The 25,300-nt window shown below is 66.4% G+C and carries 30 protein-coding genes; 17 read left to right on the top strand and 13 right to left on the bottom strand.

Annotated elements, in window-relative coordinates; all coding sequences use genetic code 11:
* The first annotated feature begins 137 nt into the window (after positions 1-137).
* On the top strand, positions 138-605 hold the full coding sequence (locus tag ACYZGB_RS10925) for an Lrp/AsnC family transcriptional regulator (protein WP_462388234.1): 468 nt from the start codon (positions 138-140) through the stop codon (positions 603-605).
* 33 nt (positions 606-638) lie between these two features.
* Here the strand turns inward: ACYZGB_RS10925 and ACYZGB_RS10920 are convergent, their stop codons facing one another.
* The 5 genes from ACYZGB_RS10920 to ACYZGB_RS10900 form a co-directional block, all read right to left on the bottom strand.
* On the bottom strand, positions 639-1,310 hold the full coding sequence (locus ACYZGB_RS10920) for an alpha/beta hydrolase (protein WP_462388233.1): 672 nt from the start codon (positions 1,308-1,310) through the stop codon (positions 639-641).
* 52 nt (positions 1,311-1,362) lie between these two features.
* Positions 1,363-2,184: a DODA-type extradiol aromatic ring-opening family dioxygenase gene (locus ACYZGB_RS10915; RefSeq protein ID WP_462388232.1), complete on the bottom strand. Its 822-nt coding sequence runs from the start codon at positions 2,182-2,184 to the stop codon at positions 1,363-1,365.
* A gap of 124 nt (positions 2,185-2,308) precedes the next feature.
* Positions 2,309-2,722, bottom strand: coding sequence for an alternative ribosome rescue aminoacyl-tRNA hydrolase ArfB (gene arfB, locus ACYZGB_RS10910; RefSeq protein WP_462388231.1), 414 nt, complete (start codon positions 2,720-2,722; stop codon positions 2,309-2,311).
* 27 nt (positions 2,723-2,749) lie between these two features.
* Complete coding sequence (gene aroQ, locus ACYZGB_RS10905; protein WP_462388230.1) at positions 2,750-3,223, bottom strand: type II 3-dehydroquinate dehydratase; 474 nt, start codon at positions 3,221-3,223, stop codon at positions 2,750-2,752.
* 198 nt (positions 3,224-3,421) lie between these two features.
* Positions 3,422-3,772, bottom strand: coding sequence for a hypothetical protein (locus ACYZGB_RS10900; RefSeq protein WP_462388229.1), 351 nt, complete (start codon positions 3,770-3,772; stop codon positions 3,422-3,424).
* 173 nt (positions 3,773-3,945) lie between these two features.
* Here ACYZGB_RS10900 and ACYZGB_RS10895 point away from each other — a divergent pair, with 173 nt between their 5' ends.
* The 4 genes from ACYZGB_RS10895 (at position 3,946) to ACYZGB_RS10880 (ending at position 7,297) form a co-directional block, all read left to right on the top strand.
* The gene (locus ACYZGB_RS10895) at positions 3,946-5,784 is read left to right on the top strand and encodes a glutamine--tRNA ligase/YqeY domain fusion protein (protein ID WP_462388228.1); all 1,839 of its coding nucleotides are present in this window, start codon (positions 3,946-3,948) and stop codon (positions 5,782-5,784) included.
* Positions 5,785-6,086: 302 nt separating this feature from the next.
* Complete coding sequence (locus ACYZGB_RS10890; RefSeq protein WP_462388227.1) at positions 6,087-6,506, top strand: hypothetical protein; 420 nt, start codon at positions 6,087-6,089, stop codon at positions 6,504-6,506.
* Positions 6,507-6,532: 26 nt separating this feature from the next.
* Positions 6,533-6,742 (top strand): hypothetical protein, encoded by a 210-nt coding sequence (locus ACYZGB_RS10885; protein WP_462388226.1) that lies wholly within the window; start codon positions 6,533-6,535, stop codon positions 6,740-6,742.
* 237 nt (positions 6,743-6,979) lie between these two features.
* Positions 6,980-7,297: a hypothetical protein gene (locus ACYZGB_RS10880; RefSeq protein WP_462388225.1), complete on the top strand. Its 318-nt coding sequence runs from the start codon at positions 6,980-6,982 to the stop codon at positions 7,295-7,297.
* 92 nt (positions 7,298-7,389) lie between these two features.
* On the opposite strand, the gene ACYZGB_RS10875 is transcribed toward ACYZGB_RS10880, so the two are convergent.
* Positions 7,390-8,511: a hypothetical protein gene (locus ACYZGB_RS10875; protein ID WP_462388224.1), complete on the bottom strand. Its 1,122-nt coding sequence runs from the start codon at positions 8,509-8,511 to the stop codon at positions 7,390-7,392.
* 132 nt (positions 8,512-8,643) lie between these two features.
* Positions 8,644-9,588, bottom strand: a complete 945-nt coding sequence (locus ACYZGB_RS10870; protein ID WP_462388223.1) for a M14 family metallopeptidase — start codon at positions 9,586-9,588, stop codon at positions 8,644-8,646.
* 78 nt (positions 9,589-9,666) lie between these two features.
* Here ACYZGB_RS10870 and ACYZGB_RS10865 point away from each other — a divergent pair, with 78 nt between their 5' ends.
* The 4 genes from ACYZGB_RS10865 to ACYZGB_RS10850 all read left to right on the top strand — a co-directional run bounded on the left by ACYZGB_RS10865 (position 9,667) and on the right by ACYZGB_RS10850 (position 12,944).
* A complete protein-coding gene (locus tag ACYZGB_RS10865; RefSeq protein WP_462388222.1) occupies positions 9,667-11,088 on the top strand; it encodes a S1 family peptidase in 1,422 nt (473 codons plus the stop codon).
* On the top strand, positions 11,085-12,083 hold the full coding sequence (locus ACYZGB_RS10860) for an FHA domain-containing protein (RefSeq protein ID WP_462388221.1): 999 nt from the start codon (positions 11,085-11,087) through the stop codon (positions 12,081-12,083). Before ACYZGB_RS10865 ends, ACYZGB_RS10860 begins: the two co-directional genes overlap by 4 nt.
* Positions 12,084-12,139: 56 nt before the next feature.
* Positions 12,140-12,469, top strand: coding sequence for a hypothetical protein (locus ACYZGB_RS10855; RefSeq protein WP_462388220.1), 330 nt, complete (start codon positions 12,140-12,142; stop codon positions 12,467-12,469).
* 157 nt (positions 12,470-12,626) lie between these two features.
* Positions 12,627-12,944 carry a DUF2322 family protein gene (locus tag ACYZGB_RS10850; protein ID WP_462388219.1) on the top strand — a complete coding sequence of 106 codons (318 nt, stop codon included), beginning with the start codon at positions 12,627-12,629 and terminating at the stop codon, positions 12,942-12,944.
* 42 nt (positions 12,945-12,986) lie between these two features.
* Here ACYZGB_RS10850 and ACYZGB_RS10845 read toward each other — a convergent pair whose 3' ends face one another.
* A complete protein-coding gene (locus ACYZGB_RS10845) occupies positions 12,987-13,772 on the bottom strand; it encodes a transporter substrate-binding domain-containing protein (RefSeq protein ID WP_462388218.1) in 786 nt (261 codons plus the stop codon).
* Positions 13,773-14,177: 405 nt separating this feature from the next.
* On the opposite strand from ACYZGB_RS10845, the gene ACYZGB_RS10840 reads away from it, so the two are divergent.
* The 3 genes from ACYZGB_RS10840 to ACYZGB_RS10830 all read left to right on the top strand — a co-directional run bounded on the left by ACYZGB_RS10840 (position 14,178) and on the right by ACYZGB_RS10830 (position 16,237).
* Complete coding sequence (locus ACYZGB_RS10840; RefSeq protein ID WP_462388217.1) at positions 14,178-14,426, top strand: hypothetical protein; 249 nt, start codon at positions 14,178-14,180, stop codon at positions 14,424-14,426.
* 160 nt (positions 14,427-14,586) lie between these two features.
* Positions 14,587-15,528 (top strand): peptidoglycan DD-metalloendopeptidase family protein, encoded by a 942-nt coding sequence (locus ACYZGB_RS10835; RefSeq protein ID WP_462388216.1) that lies wholly within the window; start codon positions 14,587-14,589, stop codon positions 15,526-15,528.
* A gap of 82 nt (positions 15,529-15,610) precedes the next feature.
* Entirely contained in the window at positions 15,611-16,237 is a 627-nt protein-coding gene (locus ACYZGB_RS10830; RefSeq protein WP_462388215.1) for a pseudouridine synthase, read from the top strand.
* On the opposite strand, the gene ACYZGB_RS10825 is transcribed toward ACYZGB_RS10830, so the two are convergent.
* Together ACYZGB_RS10825 and gstA are read right to left on the bottom strand one after the other, a co-directional pair.
* A complete protein-coding gene (locus ACYZGB_RS10825; RefSeq protein WP_462388256.1) occupies positions 16,159-16,857 on the bottom strand; it encodes a glutathione S-transferase family protein in 699 nt (232 codons plus the stop codon). The two genes, ACYZGB_RS10830 and ACYZGB_RS10825, sit on opposite strands and share 79 nt — an antisense overlap.
* A gap of 11 nt (positions 16,858-16,868) precedes the next feature.
* Entirely contained in the window at positions 16,869-17,477 is a 609-nt protein-coding gene (gstA, locus tag ACYZGB_RS10820) for a glutathione transferase GstA (protein WP_462388214.1), read from the bottom strand.
* 113 nt (positions 17,478-17,590) lie between these two features.
* Here gstA and ACYZGB_RS10815 point away from each other — a divergent pair, with 113 nt between their 5' ends.
* Together ACYZGB_RS10815 and ACYZGB_RS10810 are read left to right on the top strand one after the other, a co-directional pair.
* A complete protein-coding gene (locus tag ACYZGB_RS10815) occupies positions 17,591-18,481 on the top strand; it encodes a LysR family transcriptional regulator (protein WP_462388213.1) in 891 nt (296 codons plus the stop codon).
* A gap of 108 nt (positions 18,482-18,589) precedes the next feature.
* A complete protein-coding gene (locus ACYZGB_RS10810; protein WP_462388212.1) occupies positions 18,590-19,135 on the top strand; it encodes a dihydrofolate reductase family protein in 546 nt (181 codons plus the stop codon).
* Between the two features lie 97 nt (positions 19,136-19,232).
* On the opposite strand, the gene ACYZGB_RS10805 is transcribed toward ACYZGB_RS10810, so the two are convergent.
* Positions 19,233-19,670 carry an Lrp/AsnC family transcriptional regulator gene (locus ACYZGB_RS10805; protein WP_462388211.1) on the bottom strand — a complete coding sequence of 146 codons (438 nt, stop codon included), beginning with the start codon at positions 19,668-19,670 and terminating at the stop codon, positions 19,233-19,235.
* A gap of 130 nt (positions 19,671-19,800) precedes the next feature.
* On the opposite strand from ACYZGB_RS10805, the gene ACYZGB_RS10800 reads away from it, so the two are divergent.
* Positions 19,801-20,367, top strand: coding sequence for an RBBP9/YdeN family alpha/beta hydrolase (locus tag ACYZGB_RS10800; RefSeq protein WP_462388210.1), 567 nt, complete (start codon positions 19,801-19,803; stop codon positions 20,365-20,367).
* 161 nt (positions 20,368-20,528) lie between these two features.
* On the opposite strand, the gene ACYZGB_RS10795 is transcribed toward ACYZGB_RS10800, so the two are convergent.
* The gene (locus tag ACYZGB_RS10795; protein WP_462388255.1) at positions 20,529-21,062 is read right to left on the bottom strand and encodes a DUF2242 domain-containing protein; all 534 of its coding nucleotides are present in this window, start codon (positions 21,060-21,062) and stop codon (positions 20,529-20,531) included.
* Between the two features lie 530 nt (positions 21,063-21,592).
* Between ACYZGB_RS10795 and ACYZGB_RS10790 the strand changes: the two genes are divergently transcribed.
* Entirely contained in the window at positions 21,593-22,030 is a 438-nt protein-coding gene (locus tag ACYZGB_RS10790) for a thermonuclease family protein (RefSeq protein ID WP_462388209.1), read from the top strand.
* A 21-nt stretch (positions 22,031-22,051) separates the two neighbouring features.
* Here the strand turns inward: ACYZGB_RS10790 and ACYZGB_RS10785 are convergent, their stop codons facing one another.
* Entirely contained in the window at positions 22,052-23,755 is a 1,704-nt protein-coding gene (locus ACYZGB_RS10785; protein ID WP_462388208.1) for a flagellinolysin, read from the bottom strand.
* A gap of 264 nt (positions 23,756-24,019) precedes the next feature.
* Between ACYZGB_RS10785 and ACYZGB_RS10780 the strand changes: the two genes are divergently transcribed.
* Complete coding sequence (locus tag ACYZGB_RS10780; RefSeq protein WP_462388207.1) at positions 24,020-25,291, top strand: MFS transporter; 1,272 nt, start codon at positions 24,020-24,022, stop codon at positions 25,289-25,291.
* Positions 25,292-25,300: the final 9 nt, after the last annotated feature.

The raw sequence follows: 25,300 nt of genomic DNA, 5'->3' as shown, positions 1-25,300 counted from the left end.
GATGGGCCGACCACAGACAGAACGCGGGTCGGATGCGGAGATTCTTGGCCTCATCGGCAGGCAAAATTTCGCCTTCTTTGCCAAAAAAAGCCATTCAAAGGGCAAAATTTGCCCCAAACCCTCACCACCCGACCACCATGCACCCCTACCCACTCGACCCTGTGGACCGCACCCTGCTCAACGCCCTGCAGCGCGACGGCCGCGCCACCGTGGGGGACTTGGCCGAGGTGGTGTCGCTGTCCACCTCGCCCTGCTGGCGGCGCGTGCGGGCGCTGGAAGAAGCCGGGGTGATTGCGGGCTACCACGCCCACCTGCACCGCCAGCGCGTGGGCTGGGGCGTGCTGGGCTTTGTGCAACTGGCGCTGCACGACCACACCGCCGACACCACCTCGGCCCTGGAGCGCGAGGTGATGGCCATGCCCCAGGTGCTGTCGTGCCACAACCTCTCGGGCCGGTACGACTACCAGTTGGAAGTGGTGGCGGCAGACCTGGAATCGTTTGCCGAATACGTGCGCACCCATGTGCGCAGCCTGCCGGGCGTGCGGGAGATCTCGACGAGCTTTTCGCTCAAGGAAGTGAAGCGCACCATGGCGCTGCCGGTGTGAAGCTCGGGCACTGCAACGAAACAGTGCCTTCGCTCAGAACGCCGTCGGCGTCGTCGAAAGCGACTCCAGCCAGGTCACCGTAGCCGCCAGCTCCGACGGCCGGATCTCGTGCGCGCTGGGGAACTCGTGGTACGTGACCGTCACCGGCAGCGGCGCCATGTGGTGCGCAATGGCCAGGGCGTTGGCCAGGGGGATCACGTTGTCGTGGGTTCCATGGCTCAGCCACAGCCGCTTGCCCCGCAGCGCATCGGCCGGGGCCGTCAGGGGCACCACCTGCGGCAGCAGGCGGCTATGCCATACCAGGCCCGCCTGCATCAGCGCAGGTTTTGTCAACAGCAACGACAACGCCATGATGCCGCCCTGGCTGAAGCCGCCCACCACCACCCGCTCGGGCGGGATGCCCAATTGTTCGGCGGCAGACTCCACCGTCTGGGCGACCAGGGCGCGGCTTTGGGCCTCTTGCTCTTCGTTGATGGAGCGCTCACCGCCCGGCTCGATGGAGAAATCAAACCACGCGTGCGAGCCCGGCCCCATGCGAAATGGCGCACGCAGGCTCAGCACATGAAAGCGCTCGGGGATCTGCGGCGACAGGCTGAACAAATCCTGCTCGTTGCTGCCCACGCCGTGCATCAGCACCAGCAGCCAGGGGCGGGGCGTGGTGGCGGCAGCGGGGCGCTGCAAAAATGTGAGCGGTAGATTGAGCATAGACAGGCGCCAGGGGCAGTTTTGACTTAAAAAAAGCAGGACCGATGCACCATCAATGCACCGGCTCCAGCGCAAACGCATCCATCGACAGCATGCTGTACATCACCTCGCGGCTCAAGTAGTTTGCGTGCAGGTCGTCGCCCGCCGCGCCCAGCGCGAAGAAGAGGGGCAGGAAATGGTCTTCGGTAGGGTGTGCGCGGTGGGCGTGCGGCGCCTGGCTGCGGTAGTTGAGCAGCGCGGCCATGTCGCCACGGGCCAGCGCGTCTTCGATCCAGCGGCTGAACTCCAGCACATAGGGCGTGGGCGCACGCTCGCCGCCAAAAAACTCGGCCAGGTTGTGCGTCATGCTGCCCGAGCCCACCACCAGCACACCCTGGGCGCGCAGGCTGCGCAAGGCTGCGCCCAGCGCATACACCTCGGCCGGGCCCGCACCCACGGGCAGAGCCACCTGCACCACGGGCACATCGGCCTCGGGGAACAAATGCATCAGCGGCACCCAGGCGCCGTGGTCAAACGGGCGCGCGGCATCGCCCTGCGCGGCCACACCGGCGTCTTGCAACAGGCCCAGCACCTCTTGCGCCAGCGCAGGCGAGCCCGGGGCGGGGTACTGCAGCTCGTACAGCGCGGGCGGAAACCCGCCAAAGTCGTGCCAGGTGGCGGGCTGCGGGCCGGTCATCACCTGCACCGAACGCGCCATCCAGTGCGGCGACATCACCACCACACCGCGCAGGCCGGGCACCCGCGCCTTCAGGCCCTGGCCCCATTGCGTGAGCGCGGGGCCGGTGGTGCCCGCGTCCAGCGCAAACAGCGGCGCGCCGTGGGATACGAACAGGGCTGGAACAGTGGAGGAAGGGGCGTGGGCAACAGCGGTCATGGCAGTTTCATCTGTGAATGCCCTCACTGTAGGCCGGACGGGCGCCCACACCAAGCCCTGCGGGGCAGACAGATTGTTCTATAGGTGATGCCAATCAAGCCCTGGCAGCATCCCACCGACACTATCAAGAGCCGTCGCGCACCCGCCCCCGCAGCGCCTTGGTTTCGCTGCGTTGGGTTTTGCCCTGCAGGCGGCGCTGTTGCGACCCGTAGGTGGGCTTGGTGGCGCGGCGCACCCGGGGCGGCACGGCCACGATGTTGACCAGCGCGTTGAGCCGCGCCAGCGCATCGGCGCGGTTCTGCTCCTGGCTGCGGAACTGCTGGGCCTTGATGACCACCACACCCTCTTGCGTGATGCGCGTGTCGCGCAGGGCCAGCAGGCGCTCTTTCACGCCCTCGGGCAGCGACGATGCCACCACGTCAAAGCGCAGGTGGACGGCGCTCGACACCTTGTTGACGTTCTGCCCGCCCGCGCCCTGGGCACGCATGGCGGTGATTTCGACCTCGTCCTCAGAGACCTGCAGGGGCAGCGGGGCCATACAAATAGAAGCCCGCGCGCCCAGCCATCAGGCCGCAGGCTGCTGGGCCAGCAGTTGCGCCAGGCCGTCAATCGCCAGGCCATAGCCCAGCACGCCAAAGCCACACATCACCGCCTTGGCGGCGGCCGCCATGTACGAATGGTGGCGGTAGGCCTCGCGCGCATGCACGTTGCTGATGTGCAGCTCGATCAAGGTGATGCCCGTGCCCTTGGTGGCGTCGTGCAGCGCAATGCTGGTGTGGGTGTAGGCCCCGGCGTTGATGACCACCCCCGCCAGTTCGCCCGCCGCATGCAGGCGGCCTGCCTCATGAATCCAGTCCACCAGTGCACCTTCGTGGTTGCTCTGGTGAAAACGCAGCGCAAAACCGTGACGCTGGCAGGCGTCGGCACAGAGCTTTTCCACATCGGCCAGTGTGGCCGCGCCGTAGACGGCGGGCTCGCGCGTGCCCAGCAGGTTCAGGTTGGGGCCATTCAGGACAAAAACGGTTTTATGGGCAGTCACAGACAGGGTCTCCGGGGCAATGTGCCTGCCACGCTGGCAGGCCAGAGTGCGGGATTATGCGGCGCCCCAGCGCAGGGGCCACCCCAATAAAAAAGCGGCCCCAAGGGACCGCTGTAAAAGGCAGCCTGTGCAACGCTGCCTGTGAGCGACTCGCGCCCAAGAGGTTGGTGAAAGACCAGCCCGCAGGGGTGAGACTGATCAACGGTCCCAGTGGCGACCGTGACCGTAACCGTGGCCATGACCGTGGTGGCGGTGATGGCGATGGTGCCGGTAGCCATCGCCGTAATACACCACCGGTGGGGGGGCGTAATAGGCAGGCGGGGCGTTGTAATACACGGGCCGGGGCGGCGCGTAATACACCGGTGGGGGCGCCACGTAGACCGGGGCGGGGGCGTAGTAGCCATTGCTGGCACCGATCACCACGCCGGGCACGCCAACGCCAACCGACCAATTGACGTCACGGGCCTGGGCGGCGCCAGCACCGGCAAACAAAGCCAGGGCCACGCCAGCCGAAGCGGCCATGGCATAAAGAGAACGGGTTTTCGTCATGGAAATCTCCTGTTAAATGAAAGCCCGCCGCCAGGTGGCAAGGGCCCTCACCGGTACACAACGCACCAAGTAGGCAAAAGGATGGCATAAAAGCGTCTTTACGTTGTGTCTGAACGTACACGCGCTGGTTTTAATGCGCAAAGCGTCACGAAACCGCCGCCTAAAATGGCTGGATGAGTACCCCCTCCCCCGCCAATACCCCCGCCAGCGCCGCCGCTGCGGACACCGCTGAATCCAACAAGCCCAGCAACTTTCTGCGCCAGATCATCGAAAAAGACCTGGAGCAAGGCACCTACGCCACCCGCCGCTGGGCGGGCGCCCCCGGCGACGCCGCCCACCACGCCCAGGGCGAGCCCGACCCCGCCAAGATCCGCACCCGCTTCCCGCCCGAGCCCAATGGCTACCTGCACATCGGCCACGCCAAGAGCATCTGCATCAACTTTGGTCTGGCGCGCGACTACGGCGGCGTGTGCCACCTGCGCTTTGACGACACCAACCCCGAAAAAGAAGACACCGAATACGTCAACAGCATCATCGACGCCGTGAAATGGCTCGGTTTTGACTGGGCCCAGCTCGGCCAGGCGCCCGGCAGCGCCGCGCCCTACCAGGCCAGCGACTACTTCGGCTTCATGTACCGCGCCGCCGAATATTTGATTGAAGCGGGCCACGCCTACGTGGACGAGCAGACCACCGAGCAGATGCGCGCCAACCGGGGCGACTTCAGCAAGCCCGGCGTGGACAGCCCCTTCCGCACCCGCACGCCAGAGGAAAACCTGCGCATCTTCCGCGAGATGCGTGACGGCGAGCATGAAGATGGGTCCATGGTGCTGCGTGCCAAGATCGACATGGCCAGCCCCAACATCAACATGCGCGACCCGGCCATCTACCGCATCCGCCGCGCCACGCATCACAACACGGGCGACACCTGGTGCATCTACCCCATGTACACCTACGCGCACCCCATCGAGGACGCGCTGGAGCAGATCACCCACAGCCTGTGCACGCTGGAGTTTGAAGACCAGCGCCCCTTCTACGACTGGCTGCTGGAGCGCTTGACCGAAGGCGGCCTGCTGGCCAGCCCCGCCCCCCGCCAGTACGAATTTGCGCGCCTGAACCTCACCTACGTCATCACCAGCAAACGCAAGCTCGCCCAGCTGGTGTACGACCACAAGGTCAGCGGCTGGGACGACCCCCGCATGCCCACCATCGTGGGCCTGCGCCGCCGTGGCTACACGCCCGAAGCGCTGCAGGTGTTTGCCGAACGCATCGGCGTGACCAAATCCGACAGCTGGATCGACTACAGCACTCTGGAAGGCTGCCTGCGCGAAGATCTGGAGCTGAAGGCCCACCGTGGCATGGCCGTGCTCAACCCCGTCAAGCTGGTGCTGACCAACTGGGACGACGTGATGGGCGCAGGCCACCTGGAGCCCTGCAGCCTGCCCGCACTGCCCCACCCGCCCGAAGGTGTGGACAGCCCCGTGCGCCACTTCACCATCGGCAAGGAAGTCTGGATCGAACGCGAAGACTTTGAAGAAGTGCCGCCCAAGGGCTACAAGCGCCTCTTCCCCGGCAACAAGGTGCGCCTGAAGGGCGGCTACGTCATCGAATGCACCGGCTGCACTAAAGATGCGGATGGAAACATCACCGAAGTGCTGGCCACCGTGGTACCCGACACCAAGAGCGGCACCCCCGGCGCCGACAGCGTGAAGGTGAAAGCCGCCATCACCTGGGTGGGCGTGGCCGACGGCGTGAACGCCGAAGTGCGCATGTACGACCGCCTGTTCCTGGACGCCCACCCCGACGCGGGCGGCAAGGACTTCATTGAAAGCCTGAACCCGAGCAGCCTGAAAGTGGTGACGGCCATCGTGGAGCCATCATTGGCCAATGCGAAGCCGGACGACAAGTTTCAGTTTGAGCGGCACGGGTACTTTGTGGCGGACCGGGTGGATCACATGGCAGGGAAGCCGGTGTTCAACTTGGCGGTGGGGTTGAAGGATTCGTGGGGGAAGTGATTACCTCCTGATTGGAAAGAAGGCCAGCAAATTTCTATATTTGCTGGCCGTTTTCTTTTGGACTGATGACAGCTTTCGATGCGAAACGGTCTGTCACAGTGCAATATGGATCTGTCATTTGCTGCCGTTTAGTCAAAGCCCCCGCCTTCAGATGAGAATTTTCTGCGTCGAACACTTCGCATTTCAAGGGGTAGGACATCAGCTACCCAGTAGCTTGGTGTGAAAACACAGTCTGCGAGTTTGGGCGGAATGGCGAATGCTGCTGCTTTGTAAGCTGCAGCTTGAAAAGCGAGGAAAACAACATGCTGCTAACCGATATCACCGTCGAGCACACCCTGGTGTCCAAAAAGAATGGCGTTCGTCAGACTTTCTTACTGCATCCGTTTACCGATACACAGCGAGATTCACTCGGTAAATTTGAGATCGTTCGCGACATCAGCCAGCCAGGACTCAAAGACGTTAAACGTTCAACCTTCGTGACGTTTCAACAGCTGGCAGAGTTGTATGCAAAAGGTGCACTCGAAGAATTCGGGTTTTCCGTTCGCATGTGCCCAGGTCAGGGCACGTACCCCGCCAAGAATCCAGCAAAAAAGATACTGCCAACCAGCATCAGGCCGGGCTCACCGTTCGACGTGGCTGTTCAAAAGGTGGATATTTCAAAACCTGCTACTCGCGAATTAAGAACCGCCTTACTTCGCACCAACGTCACCCTTCAAGGGTGATGACGTTGATTGATAGGAAAGTCCCTGTGAACTCATCCGTTGCCCATGCTGAACTCATCGCCACTTTCCAGCGGGCGCAGGCAGATGCCGCTCACAAGCTCGGATTGATCCAAGCTGCGGCGAACAAGGGGCCCAAGGCAGTTCAAGCCGCCACGGAAACGGCAGCAAAGGCCGTAAAACGCAGGGACTCGTATGCAAAAAAGCTGGACAACCTGGGGGTGAGCCTCAAGGATTGATGGTGGCCCAGCCTAGGGACCGGCACCGGCCAGTAGCCACCGGCTGCACCTGGCCGCCAGAGACAGATAAGTGCTAGAGACCAATTGCATGATCCATGCAAACCGCCCATAGTCTCCCACGGGGTGCAGAGCGAAACCTGCGATCGGTCGGCAAAGCACCCACAACACGCGACACACCGGGCAGAGATCGAGCTACCGCGCCGCAAGCGCCACGCCATTTGCGATAAAAACACCGCCATGCTCCCTTCCTCACCCCTGCCGCTCACTTTCACCCCCTCCTTCGCCCACATACCGCCCGGCCCGCTGGCAGGCCCCTTGCAGTTGCTGCCCATCAACGCCGCAGCAGTGGCAGTCCACACCGCCGATGGCGCGCATGTGGGCTCGCTCAAGCTGGTTGGCGGGGTGTGGAAGTTCAAGGCCATGGGCTACGACGCTGCGGGGCGCATGGAGCCGGGCCACGGGCCGCTGACGGAGCAGCACAACATGCAGTTCGCCACGCCCGATGCAGCCGAGGTGAGTGCGCGGTTGCTGGGTGCTTTGGGCAGCCATCCGTAAAAGGCACTTGCACTCACGCGCCGAACCCTTTTCGCTTTCATTTCGATAGCAGAAAAGGCAATTCCATCAGGCGGAAACAGCCAATTTCGCCTCTATTTCCGCTCCACCAACGCCCGCAACGGCTGCCCGCCCGTGTACAGCTGAAACACCAGCCCCATGGCCTGCACCTGCCAGCCTTGTTTGGCCACGGTGGGGGTGAGCTGGAAGCCTGCCATCACGCAATCGGTTGTGCGCACCTCGCCTGCCTCGGGCGGGCTGCCCAGCATCTGGGTGTAGGTCTGCGGAGGTTGCTGCGTCGGCGCTTGCTGTGGCTGCACCGCCTGCCCCTCTTTCACCAGCACCAGGTACGCCCTGTCGCGCGCGATGGGGGCGGCGGGGTCGGCGCCGTCGGGGCGCAGGGTGAGGGGGAAGTCGGGCACGGGGGCGGCTGGGTCAAACACCAGCTGGGGCGTGAATTCGGCCTTGGTGGGTGCGCCGTTGCTCTGGGCCCAGTGCAGGCGCAGGTAGGGAGGGGGTTCCTGGGCGGACCACATCAGGTACACGTCGTTGCCGTGGGTGCAGTAACTGGGGTGGGCCACGGGGTGGGGGTGCGTGGGCCATTGGCCGCCGCCGTGGCGCTGCTCCACGCGCAGCAGGCGGTTATCGGTGGTGCCCAGCAGTGACTGGGTGTAGATGAGCCCCACGCCGTGCAGCTGGTAACGCTGCACGGGCTGCACGGTGTGGGCCAGCGGCGGGTTGCTGGCGGGCAGCTCGCGGCGCTGGGCCACGTCGCGTGCGGCGGTTTGCAGGGCGCTTTGCGCCACCAGGCTGGCGTAGATGGGCACGGCGGCGATGGCCAGGCCGGTGAGGCCCAGCACCAGGCTTTCGGCGCGCGAGAGTGCGGGCCGCACCCAGCGCCCGGCCAGCACATGGCCGCCAAACCACACCACGGGGCCCAGGGTGTAGAGCGACAGCACAAACACGCCCAGCGCAGCGGGCCCGCCCACGGCGCGCGCGGGCAGCAGCACGGCCGCCACCGCCAGCAGCGCGGCCAGCACCGACACCAGGCGCACCGCCAGCCAGCTGCCCACGCGGCAGCTGGGCTTGAAGTAGCGGCTCTCCAGCCACAGCAGGGCCACCACCACGGCCACCAACCCGGCGGCCATGCGCCACCAGGCCTGCTGCTCGGCGGCGGGCATGCGGGCGAAGGTGTCCAGCATCTGGGGCCAGTCCATGGGCGGTTCCTTTCAATGCGGGTGGTGGGTGGGCTGGAGCTTTAGCGCCTTATCGCTTCAATTTTTATAGCTATCAGCGCTTATCCATCAGGCGGTAGCGGCCAATTTGACTCAAAAAAATGCGACACAGGGTTACTGCGTCCCACACACAAACTCCACCGCCGCACACACGGCCGCCACCTGCGCCGCGATGCACTGCTCGGGTGTGGCGCGGGGGCTGTCGGGGTAGACCTCGGTGGTGGTGGTGTAGCGCGCGCCGCTCACGCTGGCGCACAGGCCCCAGGCCTTGAGTTGGTAGCGGATCACGCCGGGCGCCACCACGGGCGAGCCGATGATTTCGTTCTTGTCGTCGGCAGGCGCGATGTGCGTGACGCGGCCCACAGCCTCGATGATGGCTTGCTGGAAGGCGGGCTGCGGGTTCTCGGTGTCGTCCACCAGGTAGAAGCCGTCGGGGATGCTGCCGGGCTCGAACACCTTGCCGTCGCGCGCGGCCACGGCGGGGCGGTACTCGGATTCGTCGGTGTCGGTGGTTTCGTGCAGGTCGATGTGGGCGTCGAATAGGCCGTACTGCGCCTGGTGCTGTGCCACCAGGCGCATGAGGGCGGCGGATTCCTGCGCGGGCGAGCCCTCCTTGAACGCACGGTTGGGGTCGATGGCGTCGAAGTTCCAGCGCTGAAACCGCTCATACGCCCAGGGGCTGACGCAGGGCACCACCAGCAGGTTGGCGCGGCCCGCAAACTCGGCAGCATGTTGTTGCGCAAAGTGCAGCGCGCCGTGCACGCCGCTGGTTTCGTAGCCGTGCACGCCGCCGGTCACGAGCACGCTGGGCAGGCCGGGTTGCCAGTGGCGGCTGCGCAGGGCCTGCAGGGGGAAGTGTTCGGGCGCATGGTGGGCGTTGGCGTAGGCCACCTCGCCGTAGGGCTGCACATCCCACTGGCTGCGCAGGGCGTCGATGGCGCGCAGCACATCGTCGGCATGGCTGCGCTGGCGCACCTGGCGCGCGCGCCACTGTTCGCGTTCGGCGTCGCCCCAGGGCTGGCCGGGCGTGCCGATGGGGTAAGAGGAGGTGGGTTGCATGGGTGTGTGGGCAGGTATGAGAAGAACCCGTGGCCGACAGGGCCCGGGCAGGTCGCAGAGCGTTCATAGAATACCGCGATGCCCTTCCCCTTGATCCGGCCCCTGCGGCTGGCCACCTCGTCCCTGGTTCTGCTGCTTTGCGCCCTGGCGGCCCATGCACAGAACGCCCCTTCAACCGCCACCGCATCCACCCCAGCCCCACGCCCGGCGGGCAGCAGCCCGGTGGATGGCACGGCGCAGACATCTGCAGCCGCCGCGCCCACAGCGGCCGATGCCGCCCTGCTCTCGCGCGATGCGCGGCGCATTTACGAGCTGTCGCGCGACAAGCTGGTACAGATCCGCACGCTGCTGCGCAACGCGGGCACGCAGGCGTCGATTGGCTCGGGCTTTTTTGTGTCGTCCGATGGGCTGATCGTGACCAACTTCCATGTGGCCAGCCAGCTGGCGCTGGAGCCCGAGCGCTACCGGGGCGTGTACGTGACGATGGAAGGCCAGGAAGGCGAGGTGGAGCTGCTGGCGTTTGACGTACAGCGCGACCTGGCCGTGCTGCGCGCCAAGGGCCGCACGGCCGCTGCGCCGGTGCTGGGCTTTCGGCCCACCGACGAGGCGCTGGCGCAAGGCGAGCGCATCTACTCGCTGGGCAACCCGCTGGACATTGGCTTTGCCGTGACCGAGGGCACCTACAACGGGCTGGTCAAGCGCAGCTTTTACCCGCGCATCTTTTTTGGCGGCACGCTCAACCCCGGCATGAGCGGTGGCCCGGCGGTGGACGACGCAGGCCGCGTGCTGGGCGTGAACGTGGCCAAGCGCATGGATGGCGAGCAGGTGAGCTTTTTGATACCGGCCGAGTTTGCGCAGGCGCTGGTGCAGCGCGCGGCCAACGCCCAGCCCATCACCCAGGCCGCGCATGCCGAGATGACGCGGCAGTTGATGGAGCACCAGCAGGTGCTGACCGACCGATTCCTGAAAGCACCGTTTCGCGAGCAGCGCCACGGCAACTACCGCGTGCCGGTGCCCGACGACGCGCTGGCACGGTGCTGGGGCTCGGGGCGCGACCCGTCCTTCCCCGGCCTGAACCTGGAGCGCACGCAATGCCGCGCCGACAGCGACGTGGTAGCGGGCGACTTCAACACCGGCGCGGTGCGCCTGTCCTACGAGGCCTACAACGCGCCCACGCTGGGCGCGGCGCGGTTTGCGCGCATGTATTCGCAAAGTTTTGCCAACGAGCAACTGCCCACACGCGGCAACCGCCACCAGACGGCAGCCGAATGCACCGAACGTTTTGTAGACCCTGGCAGCCTGCCGCTGCGGGCGGTGGTGTGCCTGTCGGCCTACCGCAAGCTGACCGGCCTGTACAACATGACGGTGCTGGTCACCTCGGTGAACCAGCCCACGCAGGGCGTGCTGGGTCGCCTGGATGTGCAGGGCGTTGCGTTTGACAACGGCATGAAGCTGGCCAGCCACTACCTCAAGGCCTTCCGCTGGGAGGCCGCACCATGAGCACGATGCCGACAACGACCACCCTGGGGCTGATCGAGGCCCATGACCGCCACGGCGCCCTGCTGGCGCGTGCCCCCATCACCCGCTGGCCCGTGACGGTGGGCCGCGCGCTGGACTGCGACCTGGTGCTGGACGACCCGTTTGTGGCGCCCCGGCACCTGCGCATTGACCGCACGGTGGACGAACACCGCACCGTGCAGGTGGATGTGCTGGAAACCCGCAACGGCGCCCGCCTGCAGCGCAAGCGCCATGCCCAGGGCGAGCGGTTTGACTGGCCCGGCGGCACGCCCATCGACCTGGGCCACACCCACATCACGCTGCGCCTGGCCGATGCGCCCATTGCCAACGAGCAGGCGCTGCCGGAGTTTCCGTGGCGCACCGTGGGCACCACGGCCGCGCTGGTGGTGCTGGTGGGGGCGGCGGCCATGGCCTCGTCGTGGCTGGAGTCGCGCGACAGCTCGCAGTACCTCAAGTCGCTGCCCAGCGTGCTGCTCATGCTGCTGCTGGTGCTCAGCGCCTGGTCGGGCCTGTGGGCCGTGGCCAACAAGATGTTTGCGGGCCGCCTGCAGTTCTGGCGCCATGTGCGCATTGCCTGCACGGTGTACCTGGCCAGCGAGGCCCTGCGGCTGGCGGCCAATCTGGCCGCGTTTTCGTTCTCGCTGGAGGCACTATCGCAGTTCGCCAGCGTGCTGGGCGTGCTGGTGCTGGCCTGGGCGCTGTATGCCCACCTCGCCACCGTGCTGCCCCGCCGCAGCGTGGGCCTGGCCTGGACGGTGGCCGCCGTGGTGATGCTGGGCGTGCCAGCGTGGCTGGGCGCGCAGTGGCTCAACCGCATGCGGCTGACGAACGAGATGTACATGAGCAGCCTGTTCCCCCCCAGCCTGCGCGTGGCGCCCACCGCGCCGGTGGACCAGCTGCTGCAAGACGCCGAAGCCCTGCGCGGCAAGCTGGACCGGCGCTTGAAGGACGATGGGCTGGCGGATGAAGACGATTGAGCGGCAGCACGCTCCACCCCGCCCTGCCCCGCCCACGCCAGCCTCTGCAGCCCCCCATGCGCCGCCGCAAGCCCCACCACCACGTCTACGTGGTCGAACTCTCCAAAGACGTGCTGCTGGAGCCGCGCTTTCGCAAGAACAACCCGGGCTACATCGACGGCAAGCCCTGCGTCTATGTGGGCATGACGGGGCTGGACCCGGACGTGCGGTTTGACAAGCACAAGGCGGGCATCCAGGCCAACCGGTTTGTGACGCAATATGGCCTGCGGCTGCTGCCCGACCTGTACGAGGGCTTCAACCCCATGACCTACGAGGAGGCGGTGGACCGGGAGGTCGAGATCGGCATCGACCTGCGCTCGGCGGGGTTTGGGGTGTGGCAGGCGTGATTGCGCCACCCCGCTCCACCCGCCCCGCCCCGCCCCGCAAAGACGCTGATCCCGTACGATCGCAGATCGGAATTTACTCACTAATTGATAGCTAAAAGCGCTTATCCATAGCGCGGAAGCAGCCAATTTCTTTCAATTTTTTACCTCCACCACCCCCATGAACTTCGCAGACCGCCTGAAACAACTCCCCTCCGCCAGCCACCTCGCCGCCTTGCACCTGATGGGTGCAGACGGCCAGGTGCTGGCCACCATCGAAAACAAGCCCGGCCAGGGCGGATCGCTGGTGGTGTATGCCGCACTGGCTGCGCTGTATGGCGGCAGCATCACGCCCGCAGCCGCCAGCCTGGGGCTGGAGTGGTATGCCGAGCATGTGGCTGATGCGCGCGCCTTCCCCGGCAAGCACCCCAACATCGACCGGCTGCTGGCCTGGGCGCAAGGCAGCGAGAGCTTTGGGGTGCGCACGGTGGGTGCCTGATGCGGCCCCCCACCGCGTATACGCGTATACGCTTTTACGCTTTTACTTCAACCACTTGTCTGCTGCCTGCTTGATGGTGCCCCGGCTGTCCACCAGGCCCCACACAAAGCCCATCACGCGCAGATAGTCGGCGTCGTCGGTGGGCAGCATGAAGCCCAGGTAATTTTTGGGCGTGAGCGGCGCATCCACAAACGCGGCGTGCAGGCGCGTGTCCACCCGGGCGTAGTGCAGGGCTTCATAGGTCTCGGTGATCATCACGTCGCCCTTGCCTTCGGCGATCAGCGCGGGGATCTCGGCGTTCTTGTCGTGTGTGCTGACCTGGGCGGCCTTGAGGTTGGCCAGCACATAGGTTTCGTTGGTGCCGCCGGGGTTCTTGATGACGCGCACCGTGGGCTGGTTCATGGCATCCACACTGGTGTACTTGGCCTTGTCCGCCGCGCGCACCAGCGCCACTTTGCCGAAGGGGGCGTAGCCGGGCAGCATGTCAAAAATACGCATGCGGTTGACGTTGCGGGTGATGCCGCCCACGGCCACGTCAAACTTGTCGCCTTGCAGGTCCTTCACCAAATTGGGCCACGAGGTCTGCACGTACTCGATCTTCACGCCCAGCTCTTTGGCCATGGTCTCGATCACGTCGATGTCGTGGCCGCTATAGCCTGCGTCGGTCTTGATGGCAAACGGGCGGTAGTCGCCGGGCGTGCCCACACGGATGACCTTGGCCTCCATGATCTTGTCGAGCCGGGGGCCCGCCTGCGCGGCCTGGCTGAAAAAAGACAGGGCAGTGGCCAGGGCGGCGGCAGCCACGGCGAGTGTTTTGTTGGGGATCATGTGGGAAGTGCTCCAGAGGACAGAAGGGATGAAACCGGCCGCCAGGGCAACGCTGCGCGCACCATCCTGGCAAAGCCACAAAAAGGATACGCCAACAATCAGGGATCCTCTGCACGAATCGAGCGGCCAGTGTGCGCTGCGGATCGGGATGGGCTGCAAGGCGCAAAACGCAGCAATAGCCATCGCTATTGCGAGTATTTGCAACGCCGCAGACCGCCCGAGACCGCAGATGCACACGGCGCGATGATTTTTGTGCAGAGGATCCCCAGCACGCAACATGCCACGCGCGCGACCGGTGGTGGCTTCTTGCGGGCACTTCCATCGTGCTGGGTTACCCTCCGGGGCCTGAAGACCATTCCCCCGGCTTGCCCCACAGCAAGCCACACCCATTCCCCGAGGAACACCATGAAAAAACTCAACGTCACCATCCAGCTCGAAATGACCGTCCCCGACGACTGGGCCCTGGTCGAGACCTCAGAAGGCACGCCGGTGATCCAGATGGCCGACGGCAAGTTTCTGGACATCGCCATCGAGCCGCTGTTTGCCACCGACCCCGAAGACATGTGGAGCAGCACCGAGAGCGAGGACGAGCTCAACGACGTGCTGGACATGGTCGAAAGCGAAGCCGTAACCTACGAGTTTGTGACGCACTGACCAGCCCTTGGCCGCCAGCCCGCTACTGCGCCACCCGCGTGGTCTTGCGGGCTTGCATTCCAGGCCCGCCCTTTCCTCGCTTGCAGCCCTCGGCCCCAGCCCCGCCTACAGCCCCGCCTACAGCCCCGGCTGCAGCCTCACCGCCACGCCAGACCTTCCCGTGCCAGCCTCTTTCCCCCACCCCGCTCACCCCGCCTTCCTCACCCGCCGCGCAGCGCTGGCCAGCGCGGGCGGCCTGCTGCTGGCGCCCGCCATGGGCCTGCACGCCAAGCCGCAGCCTGCATCCGCCACCAAGCCACCTGCCGCGCCTGCAGCACCCACCGTGTGGCCCCAGGCGCTGCAGGTGCCGGGCGGTGTGGCCCGGCTGTCGCTGGGCCCCGCCGCCGCGCGGCCCCGGGCCCTGGTGCGCCAGGGTGAGGTGGATGTGCCGGTGCTGGTGGCGGGCGACGCCATCGAGTGGACGGCCATCGTGGGCATTCCGCTGGCCGCTGCGCCGGGCGACGCGTTCATCACCGCGCTGGCTGACGGCGGCAGCCCCCGCCCGCTGCACTACACCGTGGCCCCCAAGCGCTACAAAGAGCAGCACCTGCAGGTCTCGCCACGCACGGTAGACCTCTCGCCCGAAGACCAGGCGCGCTACGAGCGCGAGCGCGACCACCAGGCGGGCGTGATGGCCACCTTCACCGAGCTGCCTGCGGGCCAGGCCCAGCCGTCTCTGCGCATGCGCGTGCCGGTGCCGGGGCGGCGCTCCAGCTCCTTCGGGCTGCGCCGCGTGTTCAATGGCCAGCCGCGCAATCCGCACAGCGGCATGGACATCGCTGCGCCCACGGGCACGCCCATCGTCGCGCCGCTGGCAGGCCGGGTGATCGATGTGGGCGACTACTTTTTCAACGGCGGCACGGTGTGGCTGGACCACGGCCAGGGCCTGCTGACGATGTACTGCCACCTCAGCCGCATGGATGTGCGCGTGGGCGATGTGCTGCAGGCGGGCGACGCCTTTTGCCAGGTGGGCGCCACCGGCCGCGTGACGGGGCCCCACCTGCACTGGGGCGTGATGCTGAACCGCAGCATGGTGGACCCGGCCCTGTTCATCCCTGCATAACTATTATTTTGATAGCTGCTTGCGCATGATGGACGCGCGCAAGCAGCCAATTTCATTCAAAACCCACGCCCCGCCCGCCCCCATGACCCCGCGCCTGATCCGCTTCAACAAACCCTATGGCGTGCTCAGCCAGTTCACGGCCGAGGGCAAGTGGCAGGGCCTGAAGGACTACATCGCCCTGCCCGGCGTGTACGTGGCCGGGCGCCTGGACGCCGACAGCGAAGGCCTGCTGCTGCTGACCAACGACGGCCAGTTGCAGGCCCACATTGCCGACCCGCGCTTCAAGATGGAGAAAACCTACTGGGTGCAGGTAGAGGGCGTCCCGGATGAGGCCGCGCTGGCCGCGCTGCGCAGTGGCGTGGTGCTGAACGACGGCCCCACCCTGCCCGCCCGCGCGCGGCTGCTGGAGCCCGCCCCCGCCGTGTGGGACCGCACCCCGCCCATCCGCGAGCGCAAGGCCATCCCCACCGCGTGGATCGAACTCATCATTCGCGAAGGCCGCAACCGCCAGGTGCGCCGCATGACGGCCGCCGTGGGCCACCCCACGCTGCGGCTCATCCGCGCGGCCATCGGGCCGCACACGCTCGACGGGCTGGCGCCCGGCGCCTGGGCCGATGCGGATGTGGGGAGTTACGCCGCCACGGCGCCCATGCGCCGCGAGAGCGCTGAGCCGCGTGCGCGCAAGAACCTGCGCAAGCCCTCGGCATAGTCTGCCCCCACGGCCTGCTGCACTGAGGCGCGGGCAGCCAGTGCGGTGCGCCAGTGCGCCACACGCGGCAGGCCCCGCCACAACTCCAGGTCCGCCATGCCTGGCACGGTGTCGATGACATCGAAGTAGCGGAACACGGGGCCGAACACCACGTCCACCATGCCAAAGTCCGGCCCGGCGAAATAGGGGCCCTCGGCACTGTGCTGGCTCAGGGCTTCTTCGATCTGCACAAAACGGCCACGCAGATCCAGCGCGCGGCCCTGCAACGTGGCCTCATCGGGCGCCGAGTAGAACGCGCCGATGGTGCCCAGCACCGTGGAGCCAAACTCCATCCACGCGCGGTGGCGCGCGCGCTGCAACGGGTCTTGCGGATGCAGCATGGGCGTGGCCACTTCGTCCAGGTATTCGCAGATCACGGCCGACTCGAACAGGCTCTGGCCGCGCACCTGCAAGACGGGCGTCTTGCCCAGAGGCGAAATAGCAAGGAACCAGTCGGGCTTGTGGGCCAGGTCGATGGTGCGGCGCTCGAACACCATGCCCTTCTCGTGTAGCACGATAGCCACACGCTGCACATAGGGGCACAGCGCATGCGAAACCAGTGAGAGCGGGGGCGCTCCAATTGGCCCTGCATTCACGATCCGAGCCCCTCGGCCTGCAGCGCAGCCAGGACCTGCGGGCGCGCCGCCACACGTGCCATCCAGGCCTGCAGATGCGGATAGGCAGAGAGCGGAATGCCCAGCAGATTCGACCAGTTGACGATGGTGAAACCATAGGCGTCAGCCACGCTGTAGCTGCCTGCCAGGAAGTCACTGCGCGACAGCACGGCATCCATCTCTGCAAACCGCTCGGCCAGTTTGGCCCGGACGGCCTGGCGCGTGGAGTCGGCTGTCTCCCTGTGCCACAACCAGGGACTGAAGGCCTTGTGCAACTCGGTGCTGATGAAGGTGAGCCACTCGAGAACGGCCAAGCGCTCGCGCGAGCCGTGCTTGCCAATCAGCGCCTGCGCCGGGTCCAGATCCGCCGCATACTGCAGCAGCGCCGCCGCCTCAGTGTGGCGCGTCTGGTCGTCCAGCTCCAGCAGAGGCACATAGCCACGCGGCGAAATGTCGAGGTAGTTGGCGCCAGTCTCGGTGGTGTGACGTGCCAGGTCCACCTTGACCAGATCGAAGACGGCACCCACCTCGCGCAGCGCAATGTGGACGGCGAGCGAGCAGGCGCCAGGAGCGTGGTAGAGCTTCATGTTGGAAAAGGCTTTCTGTGAAAAGTGAAGGGGACATCCCCCTGAGCACACAACTCGGCCCCGGGGGACAGGCAAAATCTACATTTGCATCAGCGCAAATAAAATAAGCAAGAATGAAATCAAATATTGCATCAATGCAATACCATTTTGGCGCTGCCGAGCTGGAGGTACTGCTGGCCATGGTGCGCACCGGCACCTTGGCGGCAGCTGGTGAGCGGCTGGGCGTGGATGCGTCCACCGTGTTCCGTTCCATCCAGCGCATCGAGCGCGGACTGGGGCAGGCACTGTTTGAGCGCTCGCGCGCGGGCTACCGCGCCTTGGAGCTGGCCCTGGCGTTGGCAGAACAGGCCGAGCGCGTGGAGGCTGCGCTGGAGGCCGCCCGCACCGCCGCGCAGGCACAGCCCGAGCAGGTCACAGGCACGGTGCGCATCTCCACCACCGACACCCTCCTGCACGGGCTCATCGCCCCGGCCCTGCAAGCGCTGCAGCCCCTGCACCCGGGGCTGGTGTATGAGCTGCATGCGGGCAACGAGCTGGTCAGCCTGACGCGGCGCGACACCGACATCGCCGTGCGCGCCACCAAACGCCCGCCGCAGCACCTGGTGGGGCGGCAGCTGGGCATGGTCCGCGCGGCGCTCTACACCGCAGCGGCCAGCCCGCAGGCCTTGTCCGATGTCGAGTCGGGCCGGGCCGCGTGGATCGCACCGGACGACGCCCTGCCCGACCACCCCTCGGTGCGCTGGCGCAAAAAACGCTTTCCCAAGGCGCTGCCCACCTACCGCGTGAACAGCCTGCTCACGGTGATGGAGCTGGTGGCCCTGGGCATGGGCGTGGGCGTGCTGCCCGTTTTTCTGGCGCAGGCCCGCAGCGACCTGCGCCCGCTCACCGGTTCACTGGCCGACTGCGAGACGGAGCTGTGGCTGCTCACGCACCCCGAGTCCCGCCACCTGCGGCGCATCGCGGCCGTGTATGGGCACCTGGCGGAGACGGTGCAGATGCCCTGACGCAAAGCAAGCCGTACAGGAGAGCCGCGAGCACGTGCTGCCAGCACGTTGTCAGCAGCGTCGCACTATGGTGTCGGCACCCACAGCACCGACCCCAGCATTCACCCCATGACCTCCACCCAGTTCTACGGCGCAGCCAGCCTTGACGGTTTCATCGCCACGCCCGACCACGACCTGGGCTGGCTGCTGCAATTTGGCGACATCGAGGGTTCCAGCTACCCCGCCTTCATCCGCGATGTGGGCGCGCTGGCCATGGGATCGCACACCTATGAATGGATGCTGAAACACGCCATCGACGCCGGGCAGCCTTGGCCCTACACCCAGCCGACATGGGTGTTCAGTGCGCGCGCGCTGCGCGGTATTGCGGGCGCCGATGTGCGCTTTGTGCGCGGCGATGTGCGGCCCGTGCACCAGGTCATGGTGCAGGCGGCGGCGGGGCGCAATGTATGGATTGTGGGCGGGGGCGAGCTGGTGGGGCAGTTTTATGACGCGGGCCTGCTGGACGAGTTGATCGTGCAGATTGCCCCGGTGACGCTGGGCGCAGGCATGCCGTTGCTGCCGCGCCGGATCACGCAGCCTGCGCTGCGCCTCACGTCGGCGACCACACTGGGCGGCCTGTTTGCCGAGCTGCGCTACGCGGTGCCACGCCCATAGCCAGCACGTGGATTGCTACATATTCAATAGCTATTCAAGCAATACAGACGCGCGGTAACGGCCATTTTTTTCTTGCAAGGGCCCCACCCCACCCGGGCTACGCCAGCGGCACCGCCTTGTTCACCGGGTGCGACAGCACCAGCGCGGTGGACACGCTGCCAAACGCCGCCAGCGCATCCACCACACGCTCCAGGTCGGCGGGCTGGCCGAAGGCACAGCGCACCACAAAACAGTCTTCGCCAGTCACACGCACGGCGTCGAGCACCTCGGGCATGGACTGAAACAGCAACACATAACGCTGGATATGTTCGTGCGTGGTGCGCACCCGCACCACGGCCTGCAGGCCCAGGCCCACGGCGGCGAGGTTGATGCGGGCGGCGTAGCCTGCAATCACGCCTGCGTCTTCGAGCTTCTTCACGCGCTCGCTCATGGCGGGTTGCGACAAGCCGATCTGTTTGCCCAGCGCTGACAGGCTCTGGCGCGCGTCGTGCTGCAGGGCCGTGAGGATCTGCCGGTCTTTTTTGTCCAGTTCCACAGCGTGCTTTCTTAACGATGACTTCAAGGTTTGGGCGGGCGATTTCCGATGGGTGCCACTGGCCGATGTGGCCGCAGTTTCCTATCGTGGGCGGGCAGTGATGGATCTGCTTTGACAACAAGGAATTTGGATGACGACGCGACCTGTTTTGCTCATTCCGGGCATCTACAACTCGGGCCCCACCCACTGGCAGTCATTGTGGCAAACGCGGCACGCGGGCGTGGCGCGGGTGGAGCAGGCCGACTGGGACCACCCCGTGTGCGACACCTGGGTGCGTGCGCTCGATGATGCGATTGCCGCGCTGCCGCAGCCCCCCATCCTGGTGGCCCACAGCCTGGGCTGCCTGGTGGCGGTGCACTGGGCAGCGCGCCACCACCGGGCCGTGCATGCGCTGCTGCTGGTGGCGGTGCCCGACCCCAGCGGGCCGAACTTTCCGGCCGACGCCCGGGGCTTTGCGCCGCTGCCTGCATCGTTGCCAGCGTTGCCAGCGCTGCCCACCCTGCCATCCATGACGAGACGGGTGCTGATGAGCAGCACCACCGACCCGTATTCCACCCCTGTGTTTTCGGCGCAATGCGCCAGCGCCTGGAACGCCGAGCCTGTGGTGCTGGGCGCGCGGGGCCACCTCAATGCCGACAGCGGACTGGGCGACTGGCCCGAGGGGTGGGCGCTGGTGGAGCGCTGGCGCGGCGAGTGACGCCTGCTGCTCTACCGCTGCGGGCGCCTGGCAACACACGTTCAGCCATAGAGCGGCTAAAAAACTCAGCGAAGCGGTTCTGGCTAGGCACTGCGTCGCAGGCCGTACGCCTAGTACGACAAGACGCGGCAACGACGCCAGAAGAGTTTTGTTAGCCGCTCTTAGCCACCACTGGCCTGGGCCTGGTCGATGATGAGGTAGCGCTTGACCAGGTCGAAGAAGCTTTCGTAGAAGGTGTCTTTGGAAATGGTCTCGCTGCCCACCTTGACCAGCGATTCGCTGCTGGAAGAAAACGGCAGCGACACCGAGCCGATCGCCCCAACACCCACGCTGGCGGAGTTGTTGGTCTTGCGCAGGGCGTAGGTGTCCTGCAGCGCGGTCACAAAGCCCAGGCTCACCTTGCCGTCATTGGCCTCGGGCACACACACCACGCGCACCACCATCTGCAGGTGCGATTCGGCCTCGGGCTGGAAGCTCTTCTTGCCCTCGATCAGCTCGGCCTGCTGGGTCGAGATGACATAGCCCTGGCTCAGCAGCGCGCGGCGCGATGCCTCGCAGGTCTGGGCGGGTGTGGCGTCGAACAGGCGCGAATAGGTGGCCACGGAGCCAAAGTTTTCCTGCACTTCAAAGGTCTTGACGGTGGTGCCCACACACCCCGCCAGCAGCAGGGCCGATGCACCGCCCGCCACGGCCATCGCCAGCGCCCGCAGCGGGGTGCGGCTTGGTGCGCGGGCCGCCGGTACGGCGGAGGGCAAGGGGCAATCTTTTGGGGAGTTTGGGGTCATGTCTGGTTTTCTTTACGCTGCGCAACAGGGTGTTCTGACGGTGCAGGCCCGGCGCGGTTCCATCAATTTTAGGGAGCTGCTGCGGGCCCCACGACCACCACGAGGAGGGGATTTGCCCGTCCTGCCAGCCAGCATCCGGCAAGTTATACCCGCCGCGTGTGCAACAAGTTGTGGATAAACCCCGGAACAACCTTCAGAACGTGTTCACGATCTCAAACCCGCGCCGGTGCGTGGTTTCAGCCGGCTGCACAAAAAACCGGCATCCCTGCACCCCATGAGCCACACACCTAGGCTTGCCCCGGAGCCTGCTCCACAGCAGCTACACTATTGATAGCGATCTGCGCTTACCCATTGCGCCCAGAAGGCCAAAAAGGCTTGTAAAGCTGCCGCCTCCCGTCAACGCTGCCTTTCGCCCTCCTCCCCCAACCACACCACCGCCCGTGCCCCTTGCTTCCCTGTTCTGCCTGGTCGTCGCCATCAGCGACGGCGACACCCTGACCGCCCGCTGTGGCACGCCCGGCGCTTACCAACAGGTGAAGGTGCGCATTGCCGCCATCGACGCGCCCGAGTCGCGCCAGGCGTTTGGCCAGAAGTCGCGGCAGCACCTGGCGCGGCTGTGCTTCAGGCAGCGCGCCACGCTGCAGCCGGTGGATGAGGACAGCTATGGCCGCACGGTGGCCCATGTGCGCTGCCGCAGTGCCGACGTGGCCACGGCCCAGGTGCGCGCGGGCCTGGCCTGGGTGTACACGCCCTATGCCGAATCGCGCCCACAGCTGGCGGCGCTGCAGCAGCAGGCGCGCAGCAGTGGCACCGGCCTGTGGTCGCAGAAGCGGCCGCTGGCGCCGTGGGACTACCGGCACCGGCGCAGCAAACGCTGAGCGGAGTTGGAGAGGGATGGATCAGGTGCGCAGCAAAGCCAGCACGCCCTGGGGCATCTGGTTGGCCTGCACCACCATGGCGTTACCCGCCTGCTGCAGGATCTGCTGGCGCGCCAGGGTGGCGGTCTCCACCGCAAAGTCGGTGTCGGTGATGCGCCCCCGGCTGGCCGAGAGGTTCTCGCTGCCGATCTGCAGGTTGGTGATGGCCGACTCCAGCCGCGACGACTGTGCGCCGATGACGGCACGTTGGCTGTTCACGTAGTCCAGCGCGCGGTCTACCGACACGATGGCCTGTGCGGCCGAGGTGGTCACATCCAGCGTGTTGCGCAGGCCCATGGCCCCCAGGCCAATCGCGCCCACGCGGGTTTCCAGCGTCTGGTTGGCATTGGCGCCCACCTGGAAGACCTTGGTGCTGATGGCGCCGCTGGACGAGGCGATGCTCTCGTAGGTTTCGGTGAAGCCCTGCAGCGCGTCCTTGCCCGAGCGGCTGCCCTGGTTGGGCAGCGCCGCCTTGGCGTCGCGCACCATGCCGCCGTCCACGTCGGCGCCGCCAATGGCGCCGGTGTCGGCATTGTTCAGGTCAAAGCTGCCGATGAAGGCCGCGCCGTTGAGCCCGTACTGCGTGAGCACATCCCCAGCGTTGGTGAAGGCCCCGGCCGAGGCTGCGCCAATGGCCGCGTCCAGCGTGGAGCCGGGGTTGTTGCTCATGTAGGTGAGCACATCCTTGATGCCGGTGCCGCCCGCCGTCTTGATGCGGTCGTGCATGTAACGCACGGCCGAGTAGCTGGAGGAGTAGAACTGGCTGGTATTGCTGGGCCCGCCAATGGCCGCCACCACGGCCGCCACGCCCAGGTTGGCCACGTCGGTGCGCACACGCTCTTCGGCGCCGTGGATGAACTCGGCCGCGCCTTCGGCAAACCACAGGTGGCTGCCAGTGATGTTCTGCCAGTTGGTGGAGCGGGCCATCACCGCGTGCACCATTTCGTGGGCAATCACACGGTCGTTGTAGAACGGCGCGGAGCCGCCGTTGGGCGGGTTGGGCGGCACAAAGTCGGCCATGTCCACCTGCAGCACCAGATTGTTGCCCCGCCCCTGCCCGTCAAACCCGGTGACCTGCACATAGGCGGCCACGCCACCCGCGTTATCGGTAAAGCCGGTGTAGCGGATGTCGATGGCCGCGCCGTCGCCCTGCAGGCCAAAGTAGCTGCGGATGAGGTTCTCGCTGCTCTCCAGCCAGCTGCCCGCGCTGGTCAGGCCGTCAAACACGGCCAGCAGGTTCTCGTCACCCACCACACTGGCGTCGGAGCGGTCGAACACGTCCATGCCGTTGAACTGCGTGGTGCGCCCGGTGCGGTCAATCTCCTGCGCCAGCCGCGTGACCTCGGCCTGGATGGCCTGGCGGTCGGTCGCGCTGTTGGTGTCGTTGGCGGCCTGCACGGCCAGCTCGCGGATGCGCTGCAGGCTGGCGGTGACGCTCTGCAGCGCGCCCTCGGCCGTCTGCATGAGCGACAGGCCGTCGTTGGCATTGCGCGCCGCCTGGTTCAACCCCCGTATCTGGGAAGTGAACCGCTCGGAGATCGCCAGGCCCGCGGCGTCGTCCTTGGCACTGTTGATGCGCAGGCCCGAGGACAGGCGCTGCACGGTCGTGGCCATATCGCTTTGCGCATTGCCAAGCCGGCGCTGCGCATTCAGCGACATCACGTTGGTGTTGATCGTCAACCCCATGGCCAGCCCCGCAGCTCCTGGTGAGTGGTTGATAAATACACAGGCACCGCGCCCCACGCCACAGCGCCGGGGGCCCGGAAACCCGCTTCTCTGTCTCCTTATCGACGCGCTCCGGCAAAACCTGAATGGCGATTTCTGCGGGTCTTTCCCGTAGCTGCCAGCGCGCCGGGGGCACGGCCAGTAGGATCGTGGGGTCTTTCTCTCCCTTTGGCCCGGCCCTTGAAAAGCTGTTTTCAGCCCCGCGCCAACAGCCCCTCCGTTGTCATGACTGCCCCCCCATCCCCCCTTGCGGCGCCCGAAGCCGAGCCCGCCAGCGTCTACCGCCATTCCGGTTTTGTTGCTTTTCTGATCGCACGCGTGGTGGCCGTGGTGGCCACCCAGGTGCAGGCCGTGGTGGTGGCCTGGCAGGTGTACGACCTCACCCGCGAACCCCTGGCGCTGGCCTATGTGGGCCTGGCGCAGTTCCTGCCCATGCTGTGCCTGCTGCTGCCGGCGGGCGATCTGATCGACCGGTTTGCGCGCAAGCGCATCCTGGCGGCCAGCTGGGCCGTGGGCGGGCTGTGCAGTGCCCTGCTGTGGTGGCTGTCGGGCCACGGAGCCAGCGGGGTGGCAGGCATCTATGCGGTGCTGGTGCTGTATGGCTGCTCGCGCGCGTTCTCGGGCCCGGCCATGCAAAGCCTGCTGCCGCAGATCGTGCCGCGCGGGCATCTGGCGCAGGCGATGGCCGCCAACAGCATGCTGATGCGCGTGGCCAGCATTGGCGGGCCGCTGCTGGGCGGGCTGCTGTATGCGCTGGGCGGCGGCGAGCTGACCTATGCCATGTGCTGCGCCTGCTTTACGCTGGGGGTGGCGCTGGTGCTGCGGGTTCCGGTGGCGCACGCCACGGCGCCCGGGCCCACGCAGGGCACGATGTGGCAGCGTTTTGGCGCGGGCATCGGCTTCATCCGCTCGCGGCCCATCATCCTGGGCACCATTTCGCTGGACCTGTTTGCCGTGCTGCTGGGCGGTGTGGTGGCCCTGCTGCCCATCTATGCGCAGGAGGTGCTGCATGTGGGCCCGGCGGGCCTGGGCGCGCTGCGCAGCGCCATGGCCGTGGGCGAGGTGGGCGCGGGGCTGTACCTGAGCATGCGGCCCTTCAACCGCCATGTGGGGCGCACCATGTTCATCGCCGTGGCGGTGTTTGGTGTGGCCAACCTCGTGTTTGCGCTCTCACACTGGTTCTGGCTGTCGTTTGCGGCGCTGATGGTGGCGGGCGCGGCCGACATGGTGAGCGTGTACATCCGGGGCGCGCTGGTGCAGTTCTCCACGCCCGACACCATGCGTGGGCGGGTGAACGCGGTCAACATGCTGTTCATCGGCTCCTCCAACGAGCTGGGCGAGTTCCGCGCGGGCACCAGCGCCGCCTGGCTGGGCGTGGTGCCCGCCGCCGTGGTGGGCGGGCTGTGCACCCTGGGCGTGGTGGGTGGCTGGATGCTGGCGTTCAAGACCCTGCGCACGGTGGACCGTTTCGAGGAAGCTGCGCAGGCCAGCAGCTGAGCAGGTGAG

Source organism: Acidovorax sp. Q11 (assembly GCF_054950075.1).
This window is presented reverse-complemented; position numbering and strand designations above follow the sequence as displayed.

What these genes read in the sequence shown, in the direction of transcription:
- ACYZGB_RS10870 (WP_462388223.1), bottom strand. Translation starts at nt 9,588, where the DNA reads ATGCAACCCACCTCCTCTTACCCCATCGGCACGCCCGGCCAGCCCTGG.
- ACYZGB_RS10900 (WP_462388229.1), bottom strand. Translation starts at nt 3,772, where the DNA reads ATGACGAAAACCCGTTCTCTTTATGCCATGGCCGCTTCGGCTGGCGTG.
- ACYZGB_RS10815 (WP_462388213.1), top strand. Translation starts at nt 17,591, where the DNA reads ATGAAATCAAATATTGCATCAATGCAATACCATTTTGGCGCTGCCGAG.
- ACYZGB_RS10880 (WP_462388225.1), top strand. Translation starts at nt 6,980, where the DNA reads ATGCTCCCTTCCTCACCCCTGCCGCTCACTTTCACCCCCTCCTTCGCC.
- ACYZGB_RS10800 (WP_462388210.1), top strand. Translation starts at nt 19,801, where the DNA reads ATGACGACGCGACCTGTTTTGCTCATTCCGGGCATCTACAACTCGGGC.
- ACYZGB_RS10795 (WP_462388255.1), bottom strand. Translation starts at nt 21,062, where the DNA reads ATGGCCGTGGCGGGCGGTGCATCGGCCCTGCTGCTGGCGGGGTGTGTG.
- ACYZGB_RS10830 (WP_462388215.1), top strand. Translation starts at nt 15,611, where the DNA reads ATGACCCCGCGCCTGATCCGCTTCAACAAACCCTATGGCGTGCTCAGC.
- ACYZGB_RS10925 (WP_462388234.1), top strand. Translation starts at nt 138, where the DNA reads ATGCACCCCTACCCACTCGACCCTGTGGACCGCACCCTGCTCAACGCC.
- ACYZGB_RS10855 (WP_462388220.1), top strand. Translation starts at nt 12,140, where the DNA reads ATGCGCCGCCGCAAGCCCCACCACCACGTCTACGTGGTCGAACTCTCC.
- ACYZGB_RS10845 (WP_462388218.1), bottom strand. Translation starts at nt 13,772, where the DNA reads ATGATCCCCAACAAAACACTCGCCGTGGCTGCCGCCGCCCTGGCCACT.
- ACYZGB_RS10780 (WP_462388207.1), top strand. Translation starts at nt 24,020, where the DNA reads ATGACTGCCCCCCCATCCCCCCTTGCGGCGCCCGAAGCCGAGCCCGCC.
- ACYZGB_RS10890 (WP_462388227.1), top strand. Translation starts at nt 6,087, where the DNA reads ATGCTGCTAACCGATATCACCGTCGAGCACACCCTGGTGTCCAAAAAG.
- ACYZGB_RS10915 (WP_462388232.1), bottom strand. Translation starts at nt 2,184, where the DNA reads ATGACCGCTGTTGCCCACGCCCCTTCCTCCACTGTTCCAGCCCTGTTC.
- ACYZGB_RS10785 (WP_462388208.1), bottom strand. Translation starts at nt 23,755, where the DNA reads ATGGGGTTGACGATCAACACCAACGTGATGTCGCTGAATGCGCAGCGC.
- ACYZGB_RS10895 (WP_462388228.1), top strand. Translation starts at nt 3,946, where the DNA reads ATGAGTACCCCCTCCCCCGCCAATACCCCCGCCAGCGCCGCCGCTGCG.
- ACYZGB_RS10850 (WP_462388219.1), top strand. Translation starts at nt 12,627, where the DNA reads ATGAACTTCGCAGACCGCCTGAAACAACTCCCCTCCGCCAGCCACCTC.
- ACYZGB_RS10875 (WP_462388224.1), bottom strand. Translation starts at nt 8,511, where the DNA reads ATGGACTGGCCCCAGATGCTGGACACCTTCGCCCGCATGCCCGCCGCC.
- ACYZGB_RS10840 (WP_462388217.1), top strand. Translation starts at nt 14,178, where the DNA reads ATGAAAAAACTCAACGTCACCATCCAGCTCGAAATGACCGTCCCCGAC.
- arfB (WP_462388231.1), bottom strand. Translation starts at nt 2,722, where the DNA reads ATGGCCCCGCTGCCCCTGCAGGTCTCTGAGGACGAGGTCGAAATCACC.
- ACYZGB_RS10920 (WP_462388233.1), bottom strand. Translation starts at nt 1,310, where the DNA reads ATGCTCAATCTACCGCTCACATTTTTGCAGCGCCCCGCTGCCGCCACC.
- gstA (WP_462388214.1), bottom strand. Translation starts at nt 17,477, where the DNA reads ATGAAGCTCTACCACGCTCCTGGCGCCTGCTCGCTCGCCGTCCACATT.
- ACYZGB_RS10860 (WP_462388221.1), top strand. Translation starts at nt 11,085, where the DNA reads ATGAGCACGATGCCGACAACGACCACCCTGGGGCTGATCGAGGCCCAT.
- ACYZGB_RS10810 (WP_462388212.1), top strand. Translation starts at nt 18,590, where the DNA reads ATGACCTCCACCCAGTTCTACGGCGCAGCCAGCCTTGACGGTTTCATC.
- ACYZGB_RS10865 (WP_462388222.1), top strand. Translation starts at nt 9,667, where the DNA reads ATGCCCTTCCCCTTGATCCGGCCCCTGCGGCTGGCCACCTCGTCCCTG.